The 487-nt window shown below is 42.3% G+C and carries 1 protein-coding gene; it reads left to right on the plus strand.

Going from position 1 to position 487, the window contains the following annotated elements; translation table 11 throughout:
• Positions 1–487: beta/alpha barrel domain-containing protein (locus KK060_RS24895; protein WP_254158009.1), on the plus strand; the 487-nt coding region annotated here is incomplete at both ends.

The following is a 487-nucleotide window of genomic DNA, read 5'->3' on the forward strand; positions in this document are numbered from 1 at the left end:
GAAGCATTTCAGGTATTAAAAGCATCGTATGATGGTGGCGTTCGTGTTTTTGAATTTACCAATCGTAAAGCAAACTCTTATGAAGTGTTCAAACACTTGCATGCAAAGCGTTCTGAATTTCCTGACCTGATGTTTGGAATAGGAACCATAGTGGATGCTGAAACAACGAAGAAGTTTATAGATGCGGGAGCAGATTTTATTATCTCTCCTATACTAAACACTGAAATGGCGCCTGTTTGTCACCAACATGATAAACTTTGGATGCCCGGCTGTGCCACGCTCACTGAGATAGTAACAGCAAAGCAAAACGGAGCACAGGTAATTAAAGTGTTTCCCGGGTCTGTATTAGGTCCAGGGTTTCTTTCTGCTATTATGCCTGTGGTACCTGATCTTCAATTGATGATTACCGGAGGCGTAGAACCAACACAGGAAAATCTAACAGCATGGTTTAAATCAGGTGCTATGTGTGTCGGCATGGGTTCACATC

Origin of the sequence: Chryseosolibacter indicum, assembly GCF_018598585.1 — a bacterium.
Classification (GTDB): Bacteria; Bacteroidota; Bacteroidia; order Cytophagales; family Cyclobacteriaceae; genus Chryseosolibacter; species Chryseosolibacter indicus.